This is a genomic window from Mammaliicoccus sp. P-M58, from assembly GCF_022386165.1.
GTDB lineage: Bacteria > Bacillota > Bacilli > Staphylococcales > Staphylococcaceae > Mammaliicoccus > Mammaliicoccus sciuri.
On sequence record NZ_JAJNJI010000004.1, the window covers coordinates 82,751 to 100,523 of the forward strand.

Here is a 17,773-nt window from a genome sequence, read left to right on the forward strand (position 1 = left end):
ACGAACAAAGCCTCTCATGTCTCTACGAAATATTAACTTAACTATATGATAACACAACTTAATCTAATTTAAAAGCTTGAGTGGCTTTTACTGCAGTTTTCCAACCTTTATAAAGTTTTTCACGTTCTTCTTCTTCAAGTTCAGGTTTGAATTCTGTTTCTAATTTCCAACGTTGTTTTATCTCATCTTTAGATTTCCAGAAACCTACTGCTAATCCAGCTAAGTATGCTGCACCTAATGCAGTTGTTTCATTTACTTCCGGTCTTTCTACTGGCGTATTTACAATATCAGCTTGGAATTGCATTAAGAAATTATTCTTAACAGCGCCGCCATCAACTCTTAATGTTTCAACATTAATACCAGAATCTTTTTCCATTGCTTCTAACACATCTCTAGTTTGGTAACATAATGATTCTAAAGTTGCTCTAATGAAATGTTCTTTTTCAGTACCACGTGTTAATCCGAAGATTGCACCTCTAGCATCTGCATCCCAATAAGGTGTACCTAAACCAACAAACGCTGGTACAACGTATACGCCTTCTGTAGATTTAACACGATTAGCATAATCTTCTGAAGCTGGTGCTGATTTGATCATTCTTAAACCATCTCTTAACCATTGAATAGCAGATCCTGATACGAAAATACTACCTTCAAGTGCGTAGTTTACTTTTCCATCTAAACCATAAGCTAATGTTGTTAATAAGCCACTTTCTGATTTCACAGCTTTTTCACCAGTGTTCATTAACATAAATCCACCAGTACCATATGTGTTCTTAACTTCTCCACTTTCAAAGCAAGCTTGTCCAAATAATGCAGCTTGTTGGTCACCTGCTACACCAGCGATTGCTATTTTCTCACCGAAGAAGTGATGCTCTTGAGTATAACCATATACTTCACTAGAAGGTTTAACTTCTGGCAACATAGAAGCTGGTACATCAAGATATTCTAATAATTCTTCGTCCCATTTCAAGTCATAAATGTTATACATTAATGTTCTACTTGCGTTTGAATAATCTGTTACATGAACGCCACCTGTAAATTTCCAGATTAACCATGTATCAATTGTTCCGAATAATAAATCGCCATTTTCAGCTTTTTCTCTAGCACCTTCAACATTATCAAGAATCCATTTAACTTTTGTGCCCGAGAAATATGGATCTAATAATAGACCAGTTTTTTCTTTAAAAATTGGTTCTAAATCTTTAGATTTTAATTCTGTACAAATGTCTTGAGTTTGTCGAGATTGCCATACAATTGCATGATAAACTGGACGACCAGTATTTTTATCCCATACAACTGCAGTTTCCCTTTGGTTTGTAATACCAATACCTTCGATTTGCTTTGGACTAATGTTATTTTCATTAAGTACACTTGAAATAACTGCTAATACTGATGTCCAAATTTCATTAGCATCATGCTCAACCCAACCGCCTTTAGGGAAGTATTGTTTAAATTCTCTTTGACTCACAAATTTGATAGTACCTTCTTTATCAAAAAGTATTGCTCTTGAACTTGTTGTACCCTGGTCAATTGATAAAATGTATTTTTCCATATTAAACACTCCTATAAATTTGTATATTACAGAATTTCTGAAACTTCGTCTTTAAGTATTGATTTATTTAAGAAAATACCAGACAATACGACAATCACAGTAAAGATGATTGAGAAAATAACGAATCCGTTTACAACCCCGTTAAAGAAAATGTTAAATAATGCAGCACCTAACATACCGCCTGAAATAGGCCCTAATAGTGGTACAATCGCATATTTCCAATTTGAACTTCCTTTACCCGGAATTGGTAATAACATATGCATGATACGTGGCCCGATATCACGAGCTGGGTTAATGGCATAACCTGTCGCACCACCTAAACTTAAACCAATTGCTACAATTAATAAACCAACAATTAATGGGTTTAAGCCATCAGTAAATTTATTTGTTCCTATAAATAATAATCCCATAACTAAGATCATAGTTCCAATAATCTCACTCATAAAGTTTGCTACATAGTTTGGATAAGATGGACCAGTAGAAAATACACCTAATTTAGCACCTTGATCTTCAGTTTTTTTCCAATGTGGTAAATAAGTAGCCCATACTAAAGCGGCACCAATCATAGCACCAAGCATTTGTGCCACAATAAATGGAACAACTTTAGACCATGGGAATGATCCATCAATTGCAAAACCTAGTGTAACAGCTGGGTTTAAATGCGCCCCGGATACATTTCCAACTGCATAAACGCCAAGCATAACAGCTAGTCCCCAACCTAATGATATAACAATCCAATCTGCACCTTTACCAAGTGTACCTTTTAGATTGACGTTAGCACACACACCACCACCAAACAATATTAAGATGGCTGTACCGATTAATTCTCCTAAAAATTCACTCATATTAAACACCCTCCTAAATAAAATATGCTAATACATAAAAAGCCCCCTACGTTGAACTACACATAATATTTATATAGTAATTTATACAAATTTAACGCATAGTTTCTTTTCGTAGAGGGTCTCATTTACTCATCTCATATATTAACTTAATTAGAAGTATAATACTTTATGAAAACGTTGTCAAATAGATTTACCAAATTGCAATATCACTAGACGTAACATATTGTGCACCGCTTTCAATTGCTAAATCAATTTCTTCTTTAGTATTAATTAAACCGCCCGCAATAATTCGCTTACCTGTTTTATCACTGATTTCTTTGATTACTTTAGTAGCAACACCTGGCAGAACCTCTACTAGATCGGGGTCTGATTGTTTAATAAGTTCAATACTTCTACTTAACGCGGTGCTATCAAGAATAAATACACGTAATATGGTTAACGTATTTAATTTTTTTGCACGCTTAATAATTTTTGATTTCGTTGATATGATGCCATGTGGTTTATATTGTTGTATAACATATTCAACAGCTGCTTCATCATTTGATAAACCTTTTATTAAATCAATATGAAGCATCACTTCTTTTTGATGCTTTTTCATTTGCTCTAAAATACCTTGCAAATGACCGATATGTGTATCTAATAAAACGCATCTTTCGTAATCCATCTTAAAGAATTTTTCCATATCTTTCATAGAGCGAATAGCTGGTAATATATGATTATTCATTTTATCCTCCTACATAACGCGTTTAAATAATTTCTCTAATTCATACGTCGTTAATTCAATAATAATTGGTCTTCCGTGCGGACAAGTAAATGGGTCGGTTGTTTCTCGTAACTCATCTATCAAATGACTCATTTCATGGTTTCTTAAATAATGATTAGCTTTAATAGATTTCTTACAACTCATCATAATTGCTGCATCTTCTCTTAATTTTTTAATATCAACTTTTTCATGATTTAACACGTAATCGATCATATCTTTAATAATTTCTTCAGCATCAACATTTGGGAGCCAAACTGGATATTCACTCACCATATAATCATGATGACCAATTGGTTCTAAAAATACGCCCGCTTCAGCAAGTGATTGTAAATACTTTTCAATAATCATGTGCTCATCTTTAGAAAAATTAAATGTTAGTGGCAACAACAAACTTTGTGTTTCGTTTGTGACTTCACCAATTTTTTCTTTGAAAAATTCATATTTAATTCGTTCTTGTGCAGCATGTTGATCAATCATAAACATGCCCGTATCATTCTGTGCCACAATATATGTTCCGTGAACTTGACCTACAACTTCCATATACGGTACACGTGGTGCTTTAGATACTTCCTTTTCAATTGGTGCTTGATTTGGTGTATCAACATGTTCTACTGTATCTTGAACTTCATAAGTTTCTTCATTATTTTCTACCTGCTCGGGTTCATCATGTGGAACTTCTATATCTCTATTAGCTTCTTGACTGATAGTATCTTCTTGAATAACCGAATGATGTTCAGTTTTATCTTTAAATTGCCAAGAAGATGAAGGTTCTCTACTAGTAGAGTCATTTGTTTTTTCAATTTCTTCAACACTTTCACTTTTATGAGATACTTGCTGCTGTTGAGTTATATTTTGATTTCTTTTAGCTTCAAAATCTATTTTTTGTTGTTCAAAAATTTCTTTTTGTGATTTTTTAGGTTTTTGCTTTTCTAAAGATGTGTCTGGAATTAATGACATTCCTCTAAATGCTTCTTTAATTTTTTGATTGATTAAATCATAAAGTAGTTGTTCTTTAGAAAGTCTTACTTCCAGTTTCGTTGGATGAACGTTAACATCTACTAAAATGGGATCCATTTCAATATTTAAATAAACGATTGGATATCTACCGATTGGTAAGAGTGTATGATAACCTTCTATAATCGCTTTGTTAAGTACAAAATTCTTAATATATCGACCATTTATAAATATAGAAATATAATGTCTATTACTTCTCGTGTGCTCAGGTTTACAGATAAAACCATTTACGACGTAATCATCTGTTTCTCCATTAATTGGTACAAGGTCTTTCGCAATTTTCATGCCATAAATTTCAGCCATTACTTCATTTGTTCTACCTGAACCATTTGTTGAAATAACTGTTTTATCATCTGATACGAGATTAAATGCGATATTTGGATGACTCATTGCCATTCTGTTCACTATATCCGTTATTTTACCCAGTTCAGTATACAAACTTTTAACATATTTTAATCTTGCTGGCGTATTATAGAATAAATCTTCAACAAGAATATCTGTACCTTTTTTAGCTTTAGCAGGTTGTTTTTTCGTGATTTCACCATTTTCAACGCGTACTTCATGACCAAGCATACCATCTGTACAAGTCTTCATCGTCACTCTACTCACTGATGAAATACTCGCCAAAGCTTCTCCTCTAAAACCAAGCGTACGAATATGAAACAAATCATAATCGTTATTAATTTTACTTGTCGCATGTCTACCGAATGCTTTCGAAATATCTTCTTCTTCAATGCCTGTTCCATTATCTACGACTCTAATAGATTGAATACCTGATTCTTTAATCGTTATATCAATTTGAGTTGCTTGAGCATCAATTGCATTTTCCAACAATTCTTTCACAACAGAAGCTGGTCTTTCTACCACTTCACCTGCAGCTATTTTGTTGGCTAAAGATAATTCGAGCTCTTTAATTTTTCCCAATGCACTCACACTTTCTATTTAAGTTGTTTTTGTAATTCATGCAGTTTTGATAATGCTTCAATAGGTGTTATATTCATTAAATCAATTGATTTAAGCTTCTTTTCAATTTCAGATTGCCCTTGTTCTTCAAATAATTGGAATGACGGTTGTTCATACTTATCTGCTTCTTTTTCTACTTTAGTATGAGATTCAAGTTCTTGCAAAATAGTATGTGCTCTTTCAATAATTTCATCAGGTAAATCCGTTAATTTCGCTACATGAATACCATAACTTTGATCAACCGCGCCTTCTTTTACTTTATGCAAGAAAATCAATTCTCCTTGGTACTCCTGTGCAGCAACGTGAATATTTTTAAGTCCAGATAATGTTTCATCTAAATGTGTTAATTCATGATAATGTGTAGAGAATAATGTTTTTGCTTTTGTATGATGATGTACATATTCAATCATAGACTGTGCAAGCGCTAGACCATCAAATGTAGATGTTCCTCTTCCAATTTCATCAAATATAATTAAGCTATCTTCAGTTGCACCAACCATAGCTTTTTCAGCTTCTAACATTTCGACCATAAATGTACTTTTACCTGATACTAAATCATCTGCAGCACCAATTCTCGTAAAGATTTGATCAAATATTGGCAATTGTGCATAATCTGCAGGCACGTATGCACCCATTTGAGCCATAATACTAATAATAGCTATTTGACGCATATACGTACTCTTACCAGACATATTTGGTCCTGTTATTAAATAAATAAAGCCTTCTTTATCTAAATAACAGTCATTTGGGACATAATCATTATGATCCATTACGCGCTCAACAACAGGATGTCGCGATGATTTAAGTGATAATGTTTTATCTTCACTAAAAATTGGACGTGTATAATGATATTTTTGAGCAATTTCGGCAAAGCTTTGTAAACAGTCTATTTCTGATAGTAATTTAGCTTGTGCTTGTAACTTTTCAGTATAAACTTTCACTTCTTGTCTTAAATCCAGGAATAGTTGATATTCTAGTTCGATTGCTTTATCTTCTGCACCTAAAATAATAGATTCTTTTTCTTTCAATTCTTCAGTAATAAATCGTTCAGCATTTGATAATGTTTGCTTACGTTGATATCCTAAAGCATCCGTGTCTATATGATTTAAATTAGCTTTTGTAATTTCAATATAATACCCAAAAACTTTGTTAAAGCTTACCTTTAATGATTTAACACCTGTTCGTTCACGTTCTTTTAATTGTAATTCTGCAATCCATTGTTTACCATTTGTTGAAGCTTCTTTATATTGATCTAGTGTTTCGTTATAGCCTTTTTTAAATATGCCACCTTCTTTAACAGATATCGGTGGATCTTCTACTAAACTTTCATCTAATAATCGTTCTAAATCATTTAATGGCTCTAAATCTTTAAATCGATCTATAGACTTTGAGTCTAATCTTTCAATAATTTCTTTAACATATGGAATTTGCTTTATTGAATAATTCAACTGTACTAAATCTTTAGCATTCACATTGCCATAGCTAACTCTTCCGACTAATCTTTCAATATCATATACCATATTTAAATAGCTTCGAAGTTCATCACGCTCAATAAACCCATTCACTAATTGTTCAACAGCATCTAATCTTTGTTCGATATCTCTTTGATTAATAAGTGGTCTATCTATCCATTGCTTTAATCTTCTTGCGCCCATAGGTGTCTTCGTATCATCCATCAACCATAATAATGTACCTTTCTTAGATTTAAGTCTGATACTTTCTGTTAATTCAAGATTTCGTTTCGCATAAAAGTCCATTTTCATATAATCTAAAGCTCTATATACGACAACTTCTTCCAAATGTGGCATATCGCGTTTACCGTTATCATAAATATAATTTAATAAATAATTTAATGACCTTTTTTGAGCGTGAGATGTGCCTGTGACAACTTCATAGTCTCGTTCTTCATAACTATCAATAACCGTGATGGTTTCAGTTATGAGTTGAATTTGTTTATATAAATTATCTGGTAACACTTTATTAACAATAATTTCATTAGGGTGAATCGTTGTAATTTCATTAATTAAAGTTGTTTCATCTACAAATGATGTTACTTTTAATTCTCCTGTTGTGACATCACAGTAACTTAAATGAAACTCTCCGTCTTCTTTTATAAATCCTAATATATAATTATTTGTTTTTTCGTCCATACCTTTTTGATCCATAACCGTACCTGGCGTTATGACTTGCACTACTTCTCTACGGACCATTCCTTTAGTTTGTGTCGGATCTTCCATTTGTTCACAAATCGCGACTTTATAACCTTTTGAAATAAGTTTTTCGATATATCCAGAAGCAGAATGATACGGTACCCCACACATTGGAATTGGATCTTTCTTAGCATCTCTTCTTGTCAGTGTTATTTCTAATACTCTTGATGCTTCAATTGCATCATCGTAGAACATTTCATAAAAATCACCTAATCTGAAAAATAATAATGTATCTTGATATTGAGATTTTATCTTTAAATATTGAGCCATCATCGGCGTTGGTTTAGACATCTTTATTCACGTTCCTTTTTTTAACTTTCGATTTATATATTTTATCAAAATTTCTACTATTAAACGAGTATGTTTATTTATTAAAAAAAGAGCATGATATAGCAATATATGCTTCACGCCCTTTAATTCATGATATAACTTTAAGTATCATTTTTTAATTTCTTTAATATGCCTCTTTTTTCAAAAGCTTTTAATAATATATAACTCGCGATAGCGCCTATTAGACTACTAAAGAAAAATGATAAAAATAACGGCCAAAATACAATTTTCCCTAATCCTAGTAACCAACCTAACGGAATACAAACGAAGCTACCTATCATACCAGTGCCTAGGACTTCTCCTAAAGATGCAATTGATAATTGTTTACGATATTTATAGAGTAAACTTGCTAATAATACGCCTATCATACTGCCTGGAAAAGCAAAAATCGTGCCTAAACCTAATAAGTTTCTAATAAACGAAGATAACAAAGCTTGTGCTAAGCCATACCATGGTCCAAGAAATACAGCTGATATGACATTAATGAAATGTTGCATTGGTAATGCTTTTATTGGACCTATAGGTATTGTAATAAAAGTACTAAACACAACATTTATCGTTGTTAATATTGCAGTTAAAGTCATTAATTTTGTCTTCTTCATTATATTTCCTCCAAATAAAAAATCATTAGTCTACGTATTGGCAGACTAATGATTAAAAGCATATATAATCTTTAGTTGCACAATCTCTACGCCAGTATTACCTGGATCAAATCTACACGTATTTTCTCAGCCTTTTTAGGCACCGTGTGTGCAATATATTAAAACTTAATTTGAACAGCTACTTGTATTTGGTGCATTTCTAACTGCTGAACCTGTTTCACCAGTAAGTTGATTACCACCTGTTGATTCAATAATTTCATTTGTAACTGTATGGCTAATTGAATGAGATACCATTTGTAAAAGTTCATTAACTTCAACTTGCGCTTCTTTAAATTCACTTACAATTGGCATTTCATCTAATTCTTTTTCAATGTTTTTTATTTTTTCTTCAACCATAGCTAAAGCTTTATCTTTACCATAGTTTTGGAAATTAACTGCTTGTTTTTGTAAAGATTTCAAGCTTGCCATTTTTTCTCTGACTGTTTGATTCTCATGAATTTGCGCTTCTGCACGTTTAAAGAAATCTACTTCTTCTGTTTCTGACATCATTTTTCCGAGTTTACGCGCTTGTTCCAAAATATCATCTTTTGTATACATTTAATGTACCACCTTTTCTTTAGATACAACATCTATAAATTCACCATTTAATGAATATTGTTTTGCTTCAGTAATTTTTACTTTTACGATTTTGCCGATTACATCTTTTGGTGCTTTAAAATTAACTAATTTATTCTTTTCAGTATAGCCTGCTAATACTGCTTCATCTCTCTTACTTGAACCTTCGCATAAAACAAATACTTCTTGTCCTTCATATGGTTTCAATGATTCTGCAGCATATTCGCCAACTACTTTATTTAATCTTTGAAGTCTTGCTTTTTTCTCTTTATCAGGCACATTATCTTTCATCTTAGCTGCTGGCGTACCTTCTCTCGGAGAATATACATACGTGTAAGCATGTTCGAAACCAACTTCATGATACAACTTTATTGTTTCTAAAAATTGTTCTTCTGTTTCATTAGGATAGCCAACAATGATATCCGTTGTCAATGCTACATCTGGAATTGCTGCTTTTATTTTTTGAACTAATTCTAAATAGCTTTCACGTGTATATTTTCTACCCATAATTTTTAACACTTGGTTATTACCAGACTGTACTGGTAAATGTATATGAGGTACGATATTACCACCATTAGCAATCACTTCAATTAAACGATCATCAAAGTCCCAAGGGTGACTTGTCGTAAAACGTACGCGCGGTATATCGATTTTAGTGATGTCATTTAACAAATCACCTAAACCATAATTTAAACCGTCAATATCTTTACCGTATGCATTTACATTTTGGCCTAATAAACATATTTCTTGGTAGCCTTGTCTTGCTAAATCTCTTACTTCAGCAATAATTTCTTCAGGCATACGACTTCTCTCTTTACCACGTGTGAACGGTACAATACAATACGTACAGAATTTGTCACAACCGTACATAATATTTACCCACGCTTTAATTCTACCATTTCTTACTTTAGGTAGATTTTCGATGACGTCGCCTTCTTTTGACCATACTTCAACAACCATCGCTTTAGACATATATGCTTCTTCTAAAATTTCAGGCAATCTATGGATGTTATGCGTACCGAAAATCATATCAACATTCTGGTATGATTTTAGAATCTTATTAACGACAGATTCCTCTTGTGACATACATCCACATACACCAATTAAACAATCTGGTCGCGCTTGTTTGAGATGCTTTAAATTCCCAATTTCACTAAACACTTTATTTTCAGCATTCTCTCTTATTGCACATGTATTAAGTAATATCACATCTGCATCTTCTACTGAGTTAGTCGGTCCAAAACCTAACGCCTGTAAGATACCAGCCATTACTTCTGTATCATGTTCATTCATTTGACAACCATATGTTCTAATATAGAATTTACGACCTTTCCCCATACCTCTATGTCGTTTGTCTATTTTAAAATCATCATGATATTCAATTTGTGATTTCCCTCTTTGTTTAGCGTCCTTTAAATTTGGAGGTTGATAAACATGTTCGAAGTACTTGCTATAATCCTTCTCTAAATTAGGTTCTGTCTTCGCTGTAGCCCCATGTTTTCTTTGCTCTTCATTCAATTTCAAAACCCTTTCTGCCCATATATTTATACCTATATATTATATTAGAGTTCAACATAAAGTGCAAAAATGTTCAGACATTTTTGCACTTTCATTTCATGTAGTCATTATTTAATTTTAAAGATGATTAATCCAAAATCTTCTCGTATTTTCTTGTTCATCTGATTTATAGGGTTCATCTTCTACACCATTATTATTTATAATGACTTTCGCACTTGCATCATTCGATTCATCACAAGTTACAAGAACAGAATTTACACCCTCATTATTCAAATTCTTAACTGCATAATTTAACAACTTTGTCGCGTAACCTTTACCACGTTCGCTTTTTCTAACACCGTAACCAACATGACCACCCTTTTTATTTAAATAGTCATTTAAGGCATACCTAATATTTACAGCGCCAACAATTTTGTCATCGTCAATGAGTACATATGTTTTTGCTTTTACAAAGTTTGCGTCAACTGGGTCTTTTGCTTCTTCTAACATGATCAACATCTTGTCAAATCCACCATGTTGACGGACATCAGTCGCCCATGGAACAACCGGTTCTTCGTTTTCATACCATTCATTTATATATTCTGTGAATAACGATTCAATATCTTTATCTAATTCTCTGAATTCCATAAACGTATCCCCTTTTAGTTTAATTCTTTTATTTGTTCATCATCATTTGTATTTAACATGTGATAATAAATACCTTGTTGTTCAATTAATGCATCTTGTGAGCCAGATTCAATCAATTCACCGTGGGATAATACAAAGACTAAGTCTGCTTTTTTAACTGTATTTAAACGGTGCGCAATTATAACACTCGTTCTACCTTGCATTAATGTATCCAATGCTTCTTGAATTTTAATTTCGGTTACTGTGTCGATACTACTTGTTGCTTCATCCAATAAAAGTATTTTAGGATCTTGAAGTAAACATCTTGCGATAGAAATAAGTTGTTTTTCACCTTGAGATAATGAACCAGATTCACCTTTCAACACTGTATCATAACCATTTTCTAAAGCTTCTATAAAGTCATGTGCATTTGCTTTTTTAGCAGCTTCTACAACTTTTTCATATGTAGCATTTGGCGTTCCATACATTATATTGTCTTTAATCGTTCCATCAAATAAATAGGAGTCTTGTAACACAACACCAATAGAACTTCTTAAAGATTCACGTGTTATTTTGTTAATTGGTATGCCATCTATTAGAATACGTCCTTTATTCACTTCATAATAATGTAGAATAAGTTGCACGATTGTCGTTTTACCTGCACCAGTGGCACCAACTAATGCAACAGATTCACCGTTATGAATTTTAAAGGATAAATCTTTTATAGTCGGTACTTTTTGGTTAGGATCATATTTGAATTCAACATGTTCAAATTCAATTTCCCCGTTAATATTTTGATAATCTTGCGCCTCTTTATCATCTTTTTCACTCGGCTCATCCATAATATCAAAGACACGTTCAGCACCTGCAATTGCAGATAATACTGTATTAAATTGGTTTGCTAAATCAGATAATGGTCTTGTAAACTGTCTCGCATATTCTGCGAAAATCACAATTACCCCAACTGTAACACCAGCAGTTTGATTAAGAGCTAATATACCACCAATACCAGCTACAATGGCAAAGCTTAAATTATTTAAATAGTTCATTACTTTTGGTATTAAACCACCAAATGTGATAGACCAAAAACTATATTCTCTCACATCTTTCGCTTTTTCATTAAATGTATCTATAACATACTTTTCTTGAGAAAAAGCTTTAACTACTGTTTGTCCATTTACAATTTCCTCGATATATCCATTCATAATACCAAATTGTTTTTGGCGTAAAGCATATAACACACTTGTACGTGCTGTAATCCATCTTAAACTTATAAACATGATTGGAATAATAATGACCGTCAATAGTGTAAGTAAAGGACTTAAATAAAGCATAATTGAAAGTGTGCCAATGAGCGTCACGACACTAGAAGTAAACTGTATAAATGATGAATTTAATACTTGTGATACATTTTCAATATCATTTTGCATTCGACTCATCAGTTCACCATGTTGCTTTTGATCATAATAAGCGACAGGCAAAGTTTGAAAATGTTTAAAGAGTTGATTTCTTAATAAATATACCGTGCGCTGGGCAATACTGACCATCATAAATGATCCTATATATGATGTAACTGAAAGCATTATATATACAATAGCAAGCAGTATGATATATTGTGGCAGCCCATTTAATTCTTTCGGTATAATTTTCGTATCAATGATATGTCCGATTAAAAACGGTCCAACTAAACTTAATATGGATGAACATATAATCATTAGAATCACGACAATTAATTGAATTCGTTTTTCGTCTATTAACTTCCATATATTTAATAATGTACCTTTCGTATCTCTTGCTCTTTTTTTCTTTTTAGTTGGATGTTGAGTACGATTTTCATCTTTGAATACTGATTTATGACCATAAGGGTTTCTTAGACTCATGATGAACTCACCGCGCTTTCTTGACTACTGGCAATTTCTTTATACAATGGTGATGTTTGTAATAGTGTTTCATGTGTCCCAATCGCTTCAATTCGTCCATCGACTAGTAACATAATTCGATCTGCTGTTTGAGCAGTTGAAATTTTTTGTGTCACAATTAATTTAGTCGTTTCTTCATCTTCCAAAGCATCCCATAAAGCAGATTCCGTCTTAATATCTAATGCTGATGTTGAATCATCTAAAATTAATAAACCTGGTTTCCTAACAAGTGCTCTAGCAATAGACAATCTTTGCTTTTGACCGCCTGATAACGTCACACCTTGTTGGCCAATCATCGTATCATATTGATGATCAAAACGTTCGATAGATTGATGTATTTGGGCTTTTTCTGAAGATAATTCTAACATTTCACTTTCAGCTGATGGATCTCCAAATTGTAAATTCTCATAAATTGTTCCTGAGAATAACAATGCTTTTTGAGGTACGTATCCAATTGCATCTCTTAAAGATTCAATTTCCCAATCGTTTACGTTTTTATAGTTAAGCAATATTTCTCCTGATGTCGCTTTATACATTTTAGGTATCAAACTGAGTAATGTAGATTTACCAGAACCAGTTGACCCCATAATGGCAAAAGTTTCCCTCGGTTTCACTTCAAATGATATATGTTCTAAAACAGGCTTATGACTATTTGGATACGTGAAAGAAACATCTTTAAATTGAATAGGATATGCATAATTGGGCTTATGTTCAATTTCATTATTGAACACTTTTTCATCTGATGGCGTAATTAATACTTCTTCAATTCGTTCACTTGATGCTTTCATTCTACTGAGTGTCATGATTAAGAAAGCAAGCATCCCAAATCCACCTTGCATTCTCATACCATAATTTAATATCGCAACTAATTTACCAACTTCTAAAGTAGAATGATCAACCATATCTGAACCAAACCATACAACAGCTAATATACTGCCATTTATAATCAATAATAATGATGGATTGATAAATTCCATGAGGCGTAATGCGTATGTATAATTGCTTCTAATATCTTTGATTTTTTCATTAAATTGATTGATTTCTTGTTTGCTCGTTTGGCTCGCTTTGATTAATCTGACCGCTTCTAAATTCTGTTGGAAAAATCTATTCATTTCATCAAATTTTCTTTGAATTTTTGTGAATAGTTTAGATCCTTTTCTAGCAATTACAAATATAATAATAAAAATAATCGGAGAACCTATTACTAAATAAATCGCTAATTTCGGTTCGACTGCAAAACTTAAAATAATGCTCCCAATAATCATTAAAGGCGCTCGTAACATGATTCTAATTGACATATATACTGCTTGATCACAATTGGTTACATCACTTGTTAACCTCGTAATTAAACTTGAAGTCTTAAATCTTTCTAATGTTGCTAAAGAAAAAGACTGGATTTTCTTAAATTGTTCAGTTCTTAAATCATAAGCAAATGCTTGAGATACATGCCCCGCAACAAAACTATTCCATATTCCTGATAAAAGGGCTACTAATCCTGTTACTAGCATAATAACTAAATACAAATATACGTGATTCAAATCATTCTTTAAAATTCCGTTATCAATGATTTCTGATATAAAAATGGGCTGAATAAGTTCAACCGCTAATTCTACTAACATTAATATTAAACCGAGTATAAACAACCATTTATACGGCCTAATAAATTTAAGTACTGTTTTCAATTTACATATCCCCTTTAATATATTTTTCTATAACATTCTCCTTTTCTTATATCTTATTATTTTGAAATTATGATTTATACTTATCCGTTAATGTATCCATTGTTATACCTTCAGGCACATGATAGAACTTAATCTGAGAAATAATGCTGTCACATTCAAGTTCAACCATACGTTCATTTATTTGTTCAATAAGAATAAGACATGCATTTAAATCTCCTTCTATCGTTGTTTCTAAAGGATGTACTTCATATTTAAGACCCGATTGATCGATGATACTAATTGCCTCATCAACTAGAGGAATAACACCTGTCTGTTGATGTTCTGGAATAATTTGAATACTCATTAATGTATTTGTCATTTCGAATCCCCCTTTTCTATGTATAAAAGCTCATAGATAAATCTATGAGCTTAAAGTGGTATTATTATATAATTATTTAAACTGAGAAACAAGTTCATCAAATTGATTTTGTTCTAGTTTAAGAGACTTTTTAACAAGTGGTTGTTCATCAAACTGTTCAATTTGTGATTCATATGATGGTGTATCTTTATCTTGATAAATAATTCCTGTAATCATTGATTCAGTATCTAATACAGTTTGCATTGCTTGAGATTTGTTTGTATGATCATAACCTTCAATATCTGCAAGTTTGGTTAAATTTTCTTTAAACCAGTCATACGTATTAATTTTATTATACGTTACACATGGTGAAAATACATTTACAAATGAAAATCCTTTATGATTAATCGCTTCTTCAATAATACTTGTTAATTCTTTAATATCACTAGAGAAACTTTGAGCAACAAATGTTGCACCAGATGATATCGCCAATTCTAAAGGTGCAATATTTTGTTCGATGTTACCTTTTGGAGTTGATTTCGTTACAAATCCTTTAGCAGAACTTGGTGATGTTTGTCCTTTTGTTAAACCATAAATTTGGTTATCCATAACGATATAAGTCATATCCATATTTCTTCTTAATGCATGAACAGTATGGCCCATACCAATCGCAAATCCATCACCGTCACCACCTGAAGCTATAACAGTTAAATCTTTATTAGCCATTTTAACGCCTTGCGCTAATGGTAAAGAACGTCCATGTATAGAATGAACGCCGTATGAATTTACATAACCGCTTAAACGTCCTGAACATCCAATCCCTGTAATAATGGCAACTTCTTCTGGCTCTAGTCCAACATTAGCTGCTGCTTTTTGAATTGCAGCTTGTACTGAGAAATCTCCACAACCTGGACACCAGTTTGGTTTAACATTATTTCTAAAATCTTTAAATGTTGCCAATTAAATCAACTCCTTCATATTACTTACGATTTCTAAAGCTTTATCTTCTATTTCATGTGGTAAGAACGGCGTACCGTCATATTTAGTTTGGTTAATAATTTTATTTTGATGATTAATATTCATCTTAATAATATTAGATAGTTGTCCTTGATAGTTATGCTCAGCTACAACAACTTTTTTAGCTTTATTAAATGCTTCTTGCACAACATCTGAAGGGAACGGATGAAGTTGTCTAATTTGAATGTGATTGACTTTCACATTTTGTTTATCCAATCTTGAAATAGCTTCTTCGATTGCACCAGCTGTTGAAATAAAGCCAACATATAATATATCCGCTTCTTCATATTTTTCATTAGATTCTACTGGCTCATTGATCAATAATTGAGCTGTTTTACGCATGCGTTTATCCATTTGTTTTTGTCTGTTTTCAGCACTTTCAGAAGGTTTTCCTTCTTCATCATGTTCAACACCTGTAACGTGATGGATTCCGCCTATTGTACCTGGTAAGATACGTGGTGAAATGCCTGAATCTGTTAAAGCATAACGTTTAAAGTACGCTTTATCTTCTTGTTTTTCTAAATCACCTTCAACCAATGCACCTCTACGAATCTCAACTTTGCTATAATCTAATGATTCTACAGTTTGTTTACCTAAAGATAATTGTAAATCTGATAATAGAATAACTGGACATTGATATTCCTCAGCTAAGTTAAACGCTTCTACAGTTAAATAGAACGCATCACTTGCACTAGTTGGTGCTAATACGATTTTAGGAATGTCACCGTGTGTACCATAAATCATTTGCATTAAATCTGATTGTTCTTGTTTCGTTGGTAAACCAGTAGAAGGACCCCCACGTTGCGTATTGACAATCACAAGTGGCGTTTCAGTCATACCTGATAAACCTATTGATTCCATCATTAATGATAAACCTGGACCTGCTGAAGATGTAAATGAACGTACACCTGCATAGTTTGAACCTATAGCCATTGTACAAGCTGCAATTTCATCTTCTGTTTGAATAACCGTTCCACCTAATGCTGGTAAACGATCAATCATATATTCCATAATTTCTGATGCTGGTGTGATTGGATATGCTGCCATAAATCTAACACCTGCTGCAACAGCACCTAAACCAATTGCATCATTTCCTATCATAAATAAATGACCTTCTGAGTCAGTTGGTTCTAATGTATGTTCGCTTTGTAAATCGTCCATTTGTTCAGACATTAAGCGATATCCTTCATTTAAAGCTTGAATGTTTAAATCTACTACACTCTCACCTTTTTTACCGAATAGATCTTTTATTAATGATTCAAATACTTTCGTATCTAAATCCATTACCGCACAAGTTGCACCAACTGCGACCATATTTTTCATAAGTGCAGTGCCCAATTCTTTTGCGACACCTGTGAATGGTAAACTAACCAATTGTGCTTTACTATCTTCTGGATTTTGTGGTTTCGCTTTTTCATCTGCAATAATAATGCTTCCTTCAAGCATTTCATGATAGTTAACTTCTATCGTCTCTTGATCAAATGCAATTAATATATCTAAATCGTCACTAATAGCTCTTACTGGTTTTGACGATACTCTGATTTTATTATTTGTATGCCCACCTTTAATTCTACTTGAAAAATGGCGATATCCGTATAAATAATATCCTTGACGGTTCATAGCAGTTGCAAAAATTTCACCTGTTGATTCAATTCCTTCGCCTTGCTGTCCGCCCACTTTCCATGAAATTTGTGATTTCATTTTATGGCCTCCCCATGTAATATCTCATGTTATATCATAACAAAAAAACCCTTTTAATCCTATGAAATTAAAGGGTTTTAATAAAAATCAGTCTAATGG

14 protein-coding genes and 1 riboswitch are annotated in these 17,773 nt (G+C 32.5%); all 14 genes read right to left on the minus strand.

The genetic code is table 11. The features are described from left to right. Positions 1–58 precede the first annotated feature (58 nt). On the minus strand, positions 59–1,552 hold the full coding sequence (gene glpK, locus LQ694_RS05630; RefSeq protein ID WP_058612252.1) for a glycerol kinase GlpK: 1,494 nt from the start codon (positions 1,550–1,552) through the stop codon (positions 59–61). Between the two features lie 26 nt (positions 1,553–1,578). Beyond that, a complete protein-coding gene (locus tag LQ694_RS05635; RefSeq protein WP_048542691.1) occupies positions 1,579–2,397 on the minus strand; it encodes an MIP/aquaporin family protein in 819 nt (272 codons plus the stop codon). A gap of 190 nt (positions 2,398–2,587) precedes the next feature. Beyond that, positions 2,588–3,121 carry a glycerol-3-phosphate responsive antiterminator gene (locus LQ694_RS05640; RefSeq protein WP_058612253.1) on the minus strand — a complete coding sequence of 178 codons (534 nt, stop codon included), beginning with the start codon at positions 3,119–3,121 and terminating at the stop codon, positions 2,588–2,590. Between the two features lie 9 nt (positions 3,122–3,130). Next, positions 3,131–5,098, minus strand: coding sequence for a DNA mismatch repair endonuclease MutL (gene mutL / locus LQ694_RS05645; RefSeq protein WP_204190344.1), 1,968 nt, complete (start codon positions 5,096–5,098; stop codon positions 3,131–3,133). A gap of 14 nt (positions 5,099–5,112) precedes the next feature. Further along, positions 5,113–7,638, minus strand: a complete 2,526-nt coding sequence (mutS, locus tag LQ694_RS05650; RefSeq protein ID WP_058612255.1) for a DNA mismatch repair protein MutS — start codon at positions 7,636–7,638, stop codon at positions 5,113–5,115. Positions 7,639–7,778: 140 nt separating this feature from the next. Beyond that, a complete protein-coding gene (gene thiW, locus LQ694_RS05655) occupies positions 7,779–8,279 on the minus strand; it encodes an energy coupling factor transporter S component ThiW (protein WP_070373142.1) in 501 nt (166 codons plus the stop codon). A gap of 65 nt (positions 8,280–8,344) precedes the next feature. Continuing rightward, positions 8,345–8,436: riboswitch (TPP riboswitch) on the minus strand. Positions 8,437–8,444: 8 nt separating this feature from the next. Further along, entirely contained in the window at positions 8,445–8,876 is a 432-nt protein-coding gene (locus tag LQ694_RS05660; RefSeq protein ID WP_058612256.1) for a YlbF/YmcA family competence regulator, read from the minus strand. After that, positions 8,877–10,412: a tRNA (N6-isopentenyl adenosine(37)-C2)-methylthiotransferase MiaB gene (miaB, locus tag LQ694_RS05665; RefSeq protein WP_058612257.1), complete on the minus strand. Its 1,536-nt coding sequence runs from the start codon at positions 10,410–10,412 to the stop codon at positions 8,877–8,879. Positions 10,413–10,529: 117 nt separating this feature from the next. After that, positions 10,530–11,039, minus strand: coding sequence for a GNAT family N-acetyltransferase (locus tag LQ694_RS05670; RefSeq protein WP_048542675.1), 510 nt, complete (start codon positions 11,037–11,039; stop codon positions 10,530–10,532). A gap of 14 nt (positions 11,040–11,053) precedes the next feature. Continuing rightward, positions 11,054–12,898, minus strand: a complete 1,845-nt coding sequence (locus LQ694_RS05675; RefSeq protein WP_049319008.1) for an ABC transporter ATP-binding protein — start codon at positions 12,896–12,898, stop codon at positions 11,054–11,056. Further along, the gene (locus LQ694_RS05680; RefSeq protein WP_096791371.1) at positions 12,895–14,619 is read right to left on the minus strand and encodes an ABC transporter ATP-binding protein; all 1,725 of its coding nucleotides are present in this window, start codon (positions 14,617–14,619) and stop codon (positions 12,895–12,897) included. Before LQ694_RS05680 ends, LQ694_RS05675 begins: the two co-directional genes overlap by 4 nt. 67 nt (positions 14,620–14,686) lie before the next feature. Next, positions 14,687–14,977 (minus strand): thiamine-binding protein, encoded by a 291-nt coding sequence (locus tag LQ694_RS05685; RefSeq protein ID WP_025905601.1) that lies wholly within the window; start codon positions 14,975–14,977, stop codon positions 14,687–14,689. 72 nt (positions 14,978–15,049) lie between these two features. Beyond that, positions 15,050–15,916 carry a 2-oxoacid:ferredoxin oxidoreductase subunit beta gene (locus LQ694_RS05690; RefSeq protein ID WP_218696594.1) on the minus strand — a complete coding sequence of 289 codons (867 nt, stop codon included), beginning with the start codon at positions 15,914–15,916 and terminating at the stop codon, positions 15,050–15,052. After that, a complete protein-coding gene (locus LQ694_RS05695) occupies positions 15,917–17,674 on the minus strand; it encodes a 2-oxoacid:acceptor oxidoreductase subunit alpha (protein WP_058612259.1) in 1,758 nt (585 codons plus the stop codon). Between the last annotated feature and the right edge of the window lie 99 nt (positions 17,675–17,773).

Bases quoted from the DNA above. Each gene is read 5' to 3' on its own strand.
- LQ694_RS05670 (WP_048542675.1), bottom strand. From the start codon at position 11,039: ATGGAATTCAGAGAATTAGATAAAGATATTGAATCGTTATTCACAGAA.
- LQ694_RS05685 (WP_025905601.1), bottom strand. From the start codon at position 14,977: ATGACAAATACATTAATGAGTATTCAAATTATTCCAGAACATCAACAG.
- thiW (WP_070373142.1), bottom strand. From the start codon at position 8,279: ATGAAGAAGACAAAATTAATGACTTTAACTGCAATATTAACAACGATA.
- LQ694_RS05695 (WP_058612259.1), bottom strand. From the start codon at position 17,674: ATGAAATCACAAATTTCATGGAAAGTGGGCGGACAGCAAGGCGAAGGA.
- LQ694_RS05640 (WP_058612253.1), bottom strand. From the start codon at position 3,121: ATGAATAATCATATATTACCAGCTATTCGCTCTATGAAAGATATGGAA.
- LQ694_RS05635 (WP_048542691.1), bottom strand. From the start codon at position 2,397: ATGAGTGAATTTTTAGGAGAATTAATCGGTACAGCCATCTTAATATTG.
- mutS (WP_058612255.1), bottom strand. From the start codon at position 7,638: ATGTCTAAACCAACGCCGATGATGGCTCAATATTTAAAGATAAAATCT.
- LQ694_RS05660 (WP_058612256.1), bottom strand. From the start codon at position 8,876: ATGTATACAAAAGATGATATTTTGGAACAAGCGCGTAAACTCGGAAAA.
- glpK (WP_058612252.1), bottom strand. From the start codon at position 1,552: ATGGAAAAATACATTTTATCAATTGACCAGGGTACAACAAGTTCAAGA.
- LQ694_RS05675 (WP_049319008.1), bottom strand. From the start codon at position 12,898: ATGAGTCTAAGAAACCCTTATGGTCATAAATCAGTATTCAAAGATGAA.